Below are 5,076 nucleotides of genomic sequence, written 5' to 3'. Positions count from 1 at the left end.
TCATGGCCATGTCGGCGAGCATGAACTGGACGCCCTGGAAGTCGGCGATGGGCTTGCCGAACTGCTTGCGCTCGGTGACGTAGCCCTTGGCGTAGTCGAGGGCGCCCTGGGCGATGCCGATGGCCTGGGCGGCGATGGTGATGCGGGTGTGGTCGAGGGTCTTCATGGCGGTGGCGAAGCCGGTGCCCTCGGCGCCGATCATGCGGCTCGCGGGGATGCGGACGTTGTCGAGGTAGACCTCGCGGGTGGGGGAGCCCTTGATGCCGAGCTTCTTCTCGGGGGCGCCGAAGGAGACGCCCTCGTCGGACTTCTCCACGACGAAGGCGCTGATGCCCCTGGAGCGCTGGTCGGGGTCGGTGACGGCCATCACGGTGTAGTACTCGGAGACGCCGGCGTTGGTGATCCACCGCTTGACGCCGTTGAGGATCCAGAAGTCGCCGTCGCGGACCGCGCGGGTCTTCATCCCGGCGGCGTCGGAGCCGGCGTCGGGCTCGGACAGGGCGTAGGAGAACATCGCGTCGCCCTTGGCCAGCGGGCCGAGGTAGCGGTGCTTGAGCTCCTCCGAGCCGGACAGGATGACGGGCAGCGAGCCCAGCTTGTTGACCGCGGGGATCAGCGAGGACGAACCGCAGGCGCGGGCGACCTCCTCGATCACGATCACCGTCGCGAGCGCGTCCGCGCCCGCGCCGCCGTAGGTCTCCGGGACGTGCACGGCGTGCAGGTCGTTGGCGACCAGCGCGTCCAGGGCCTCCTGCGGGAACCGGCCCTCCTCGTCCACCGCCGCGGCGAACGGCGCGATCTTCGCCTCCGCGAGCGCCCGCACCGACTCCCGGAGCATGTCGTGCTCCTCGGAAGGCCGATACAGGTCGAAGTCCTTGCCCATGATGTGGAGCTCCCCTAGACGCTTGTGGCACTGAGTACCCTCAGCAAAACACACTCAGTGCCATGACGCCAGAGCGCCCCGACGCGGGATCCGCGTCGGGGCGCTCAAGGACCGGTCGGTCGGTTTTGTTAACCGGAGGTGTCGGCGAGATGCACTTCTTCCCGCCGGAGCCGGCTGGCGTCGTACGCGGCGCCGAGCTGCAGGGCGCGGCCCTCGGTCATGTCGAGGCGCGGCAGCAGGGCCGGGGTGCAGATGCTCGGCAGGAAGTGCTGGAGCAGGACCGAGACCCGATGGGCCAGGTCATTGCGGTCGCAAAGAATCTGCGACATCGCCTGAATGCCCGAGAAGGCGCCCGAGAACAGCTCGGCGGTGTCCGTCACGTTCACATGGACGAGCAGCTCCCCCCGCGCCTTCGAGACCATCAGGATCTCCGACACCTGATCGATCCACGCCCGGAACGGGGCGGCGCGGTCGACCCCGGTGGCGCCGCTGTCCAGCGCCAGGGCGACACTCGCCCGCACCAGCGCGTCGCGCTGCAGACGATGGGTCAGCAGGAAGGCCTGGTCGGCGAGTTCCTGGAGTTTGACCTCCTGGGGTGTCAGGGGCACGTCGAGCATCTGGGCGTCGAGCACACCGACGGCGAGATCTTCCTTGGAAGCAAAGTGGAAATACAGAGCTCCCTTGGTCACCCCGGCGCGCACCAGGATCTCGCCGATGGTGGTCCGCTCGTAGCCGCGCTCCGCGAAGACGGTGGCGGCCGACTCGAGGATCACCCGTCGGGTTCGGATTGCACGCGCTTGCTGCGCCAAGGCGCCTCCTGCTGTCTCGCTGTCTGTGCTCAACGTGTGACGTGAAGCATTGAAAAGAAAACCGCGCTGTACGTATTCTAATTCGGGCGGACACACCGCCCAGGGGCGCGGGGCTGCAAGGGGGATCCATGGATCAGAACGGACGAGGAACGGCTGCACACGTCCCCGGGGAGTTCGTTCACCGGTCGGATCCCGCGGATATCATCCCCACAGGGTGGACTCAATTGCGGGAGAATCGGTTCTCCGTCTCCGCTCGCTGGCCTGCCTCACACCCTTTCTTCTCTCCGGTGGCGGGGGACCGTCACGACCCCGTATTGGTGGCCGAGACGATACGCCAGACCACCATGCTGATCGCTCATGCGGAGTTCGGGGTACCCGTGGACGACCAGTTCGTCATGTGGGGCCTCTCCTACCGCACCGATCCCGAGGCGCTGGCCGTCGACGGGCTCTCCTCCGACGTGACCGTCGACGTCGTCTGCTCCGACCTCAGCAGCCGGGGCGGCCGCCTCCGCGACCTGCGCACCACCCTGGTCCTCACCCGCGACGGACGGTTCCTCGGCACCGGCACGGCGCAGGCACGCTGCACCTCCGCCCTCGCGTACCGCAGGATCCGGGGCGAGCGGATGGCCGCGCTCGGCCGCCCCGTTCCGCTGATCCCCGCCGTGGCGTCCCACCTGGTGGGCCGCGAGCACAGCGGAGACGTCGTCCTCGGCCCGGGCAACCGCCCCGACCAGTGGCAGCTGCGGATCAACACCGGCCACAGCACCCTCTTCCGGAGACCGAACGACCACGTCCCCGGCATGGTGCTCCTCGAAGCGGCCCGGCAGGCCGCGACGGCGACGGTCGGCAGCGAGACGTTCCTGCCCGCCGTGATGGACGTCTCCTTCTCCCGCTACGCCGAACTCGACAGCCCCTGCTGGATCGAGACCGAGGTCGTGCCCGGCGCCGACCCGTCGACGACCACCGTCCGGGTCGAGGGCCGGCAGGAGGACCACTCGGTCTTCCGCTGCACGCTCACCTCCCCGTCCCGCGAACTGGCGGTGGCCGGCGTCGGCCTCGGCAGCCGCCTGGCGGGCTGAACCGGACGGAACGATGGCACCTCATCTCCTGATCACCGGCGCGACCGGCTTCATCGGCGGCCGGGTCGCCGCGGCGGCGTCGGCCCCGGAAGCCGAAGGGACCGCGGGCGTACGCCTGCTCGTCCGCCGCCCCGTCGACCGGGGGGAGCCCGCCGGACCCCGGACCGAGACCGTCCTGGGCGACCTCCGGGACCCCGACGCGCTGCGCCGCGCCTGCGAGGGGATCGACGTCGTGGTCCACTGCGCCTCGATGATCGGCGGGGACCCGGAGCAGGCCCGCGCGGTCAACGACGAGGGAACCCGGTCCCTGGTCGAGGCGGCCACGACCGCCGGGGTGACCCGGATCGTCGCCCTGAGCACGGCGTCCGTCCACGGCCGCGGCCCCTTCCGGGCCGCCGCCCCCGGCACCCTGCCGCTCGCCCCGGTCTCGGCGACCAGCCGCACCCGCGCCGCCGGCGAGCGGTACGTCCTGGACGCGGGCGGGACCGTGCTGCGGCCGCACCTCGTGTACGGCACCGGCGACCGGCAGCTGATCCCCGGCCTGGTCCGGCTGCTGGCCGCGCTGCCGGCCCCGCTCGACGCGGGCTCCTCGGTGCACTCCCTGGTCGACGTGGACACCCTGGCGGACGTCCTGCTCGGCGCTGCGCTCTCCGCCGCGACCGAACCCGGCCCGTACTACGTGCAGCACCCCGAGCCGGTCCCGGTCGGCGAACTGCTCGCCGCCGCCGAGGAACTGCTGGCCCATCGGACGGGGTACGTCCGCGGGCCCGCCGTGGACCTCGGCACGGCCCGCGCGCTGCTCGCCGACGTCCCCTTCGCCCAGCACCACCTGGACATGCTCGCCGTCGACCACTGGTTCGCCGACGACCGGCCGTGGCGGGACCTCGGCCGCGACCCGGGACCGGGCTTCACGGCCGGCTTCACCGACCACCTGCCCTGGTACCGGAAACTGCTCGCCGGGTCCTGACCGGGCGCCGCCGCGGGCGGCCGCGGACCCGTCAGCCCACCGGGGCGCGGGCGGCGGGCACGGACGCGCTGCCCGCCGGTTCCAGGCCGGCGAGCGTCCCGGGCGCGGCCAGCACCGGCAGCAGCGTCCGCCACAGGCCGGTGACGGTGTCGGGCGCGAGCCACTCGCGGGTGTCCCGGCAGAGGGCCTCCAGGCCGACGGTGGCGGCCACCACCGTGCGGACGAGGTCCGGCTGGCCGCCGTGGCCGGTGGCGAGCAGCCCCTCGTCGGCGGCCTCCGCGATGCGCTGCTGGACGCAGCTCTGCCACTCCTGGCGCAGGTTCAGGTCCGTGCGGCGTACGCGCGAGCAGCTGAGCCGGTAGCCGGCGCGGACCACGATGTCCTCGCGGAGCAGCCGGGCGAGGGCGTGCGTGGTGTCCGCGAGGTTCTGCAGGGCGTTCGCCCCCTGGCGGTGCGCCAGCCGGGCCGCCCTGCGCAGGGCGGTGGACGCCTCCTGCTCGACGGCGGCGGCCACCGCGGGCTTGTTCTCGAAGTGGAAGTGGAGCGCGCCGGGGCTCACCCCCGCGCCCGTGCTGATCGCCGACAGGGTGGCCAAGGCGTAGCCGTGCTCGTCGAACTCCCTGGCCGCCGACCTGATCAGCGCCTCTCGGGTCCGTGCGGCCCGCTCCTGTTTGGTCACCCGTGGCTCCCCGTCACACCGTGCGTCGCACCGGCACGGGCGTGCGCCTCGGCGTTCCGTACCGCTCGACGACTCCAAACCGACTGCTTGGTATTGTACGAGGTTTTCGTGCGCCCTTGAGCAGTTCGACGGGATCGGCGACGGGGGAGCGGCTGCACCGGTACGGTCTGGGCCTGCTCAGGGCCGGCCTCGGCGGCGTGTTCGTGTGGTTCGGGGTTCTCAAGGTCGTCGGGCTCAGCCCGGCGGCCGCGCTGGTCGTCGACGTCCTGCCGTTCCGCGCGGGCGGCTGGTTCGTGCCCTCGCTCGGCTGGGCGGAGGTGGTGCTCGGCCTCTGGCTGGTCTCGGGCCGCGCCCGCGCGCTGGCCCTGCCGGTGCTCACCGGCCACCTCGGCGGGACCTTCGCCGTACTCGTCCTCACCCCGTCGGTGGCCTTCGCGCACTCCAACCCGCTGCTGCTCACCCTGGTCGGCGAGTTCGTCGTGAAGAACGTGGTGCTGCTCGCCGGCGTGGTCGTGGTGACGACCGCGACCCCGACGACCGGGACCCCGAGGACGACGGCCGCCTCCGCGAGCGGGGCGAAGGGGCCCCGGGCCCGCGTCTGACCCGCGCCGGGGCTCCCGTGCCCGCTCTCCGTCCCCTCCCCGCCCCGGCTCCGCCGG

Annotated in this window: 6 protein-coding genes; 3 read left to right on the top strand and 3 right to left on the bottom strand. The window is 72.4% G+C overall.

What is annotated here, in order from left to right; genetic code table 11:
* Nucleotides 1-883 (bottom strand): acyl-CoA dehydrogenase family protein (locus tag EAO70_RS04200; RefSeq protein ID WP_148001659.1); only part of this gene is annotated, 883 nt, incomplete at its 3' end.
* Between the two features lie 128 nt (nucleotides 884-1,011).
* On the bottom strand, nucleotides 1,012-1,692 hold the full coding sequence (locus tag EAO70_RS04195) for a ScbR family autoregulator-binding transcription factor (RefSeq protein WP_148001658.1): 681 nt from the start codon (nucleotides 1,690-1,692) through the stop codon (nucleotides 1,012-1,014).
* A 128-nt stretch (nucleotides 1,693-1,820) separates the two neighbouring features.
* Here EAO70_RS04195 and EAO70_RS04190 point away from each other — a divergent pair, with 128 nt between their 5' ends.
* Together EAO70_RS04190 and EAO70_RS04185 are read left to right on the top strand one after the other, a co-directional pair.
* Nucleotides 1,821-2,771: a ScbA/BarX family gamma-butyrolactone biosynthesis protein gene (locus EAO70_RS04190; protein ID WP_148001657.1), complete on the top strand. Its 951-nt coding sequence runs from the start codon at nucleotides 1,821-1,823 to the stop codon at nucleotides 2,769-2,771.
* A gap of 13 nt (nucleotides 2,772-2,784) precedes the next feature.
* Nucleotides 2,785-3,738 (top strand): NAD-dependent epimerase/dehydratase family protein, encoded by a 954-nt coding sequence (locus EAO70_RS04185; RefSeq protein ID WP_148001656.1) that lies wholly within the window; start codon nucleotides 2,785-2,787, stop codon nucleotides 3,736-3,738.
* A 31-nt stretch (nucleotides 3,739-3,769) separates the two neighbouring features.
* Here the strand turns inward: EAO70_RS04185 and EAO70_RS04180 are convergent, their stop codons facing one another.
* Nucleotides 3,770-4,417 carry a ScbR family autoregulator-binding transcription factor gene (locus tag EAO70_RS04180; protein WP_148001655.1) on the bottom strand — a complete coding sequence of 216 codons (648 nt, stop codon included), beginning with the start codon at nucleotides 4,415-4,417 and terminating at the stop codon, nucleotides 3,770-3,772.
* 116 nt (nucleotides 4,418-4,533) lie between these two features.
* On the opposite strand from EAO70_RS04180, the gene EAO70_RS04175 reads away from it, so the two are divergent.
* A complete protein-coding gene (locus EAO70_RS04175; protein WP_148001654.1) occupies nucleotides 4,534-5,019 on the top strand; it encodes a hypothetical protein in 486 nt (161 codons plus the stop codon).
* The last annotated feature ends 57 nt before the right edge of the window (nucleotides 5,020-5,076 follow it).

The organism is Streptomyces sp. adm13(2018) (genome assembly GCF_008042145.1).
Taxonomy (GTDB): Bacteria; Actinomycetota; Actinomycetes; order Streptomycetales; family Streptomycetaceae; genus Streptomyces.
The sequence above is the reverse complement of the archived record's forward strand: the minus strand, read 5'-3'. Positions and strand labels throughout refer to the sequence as shown.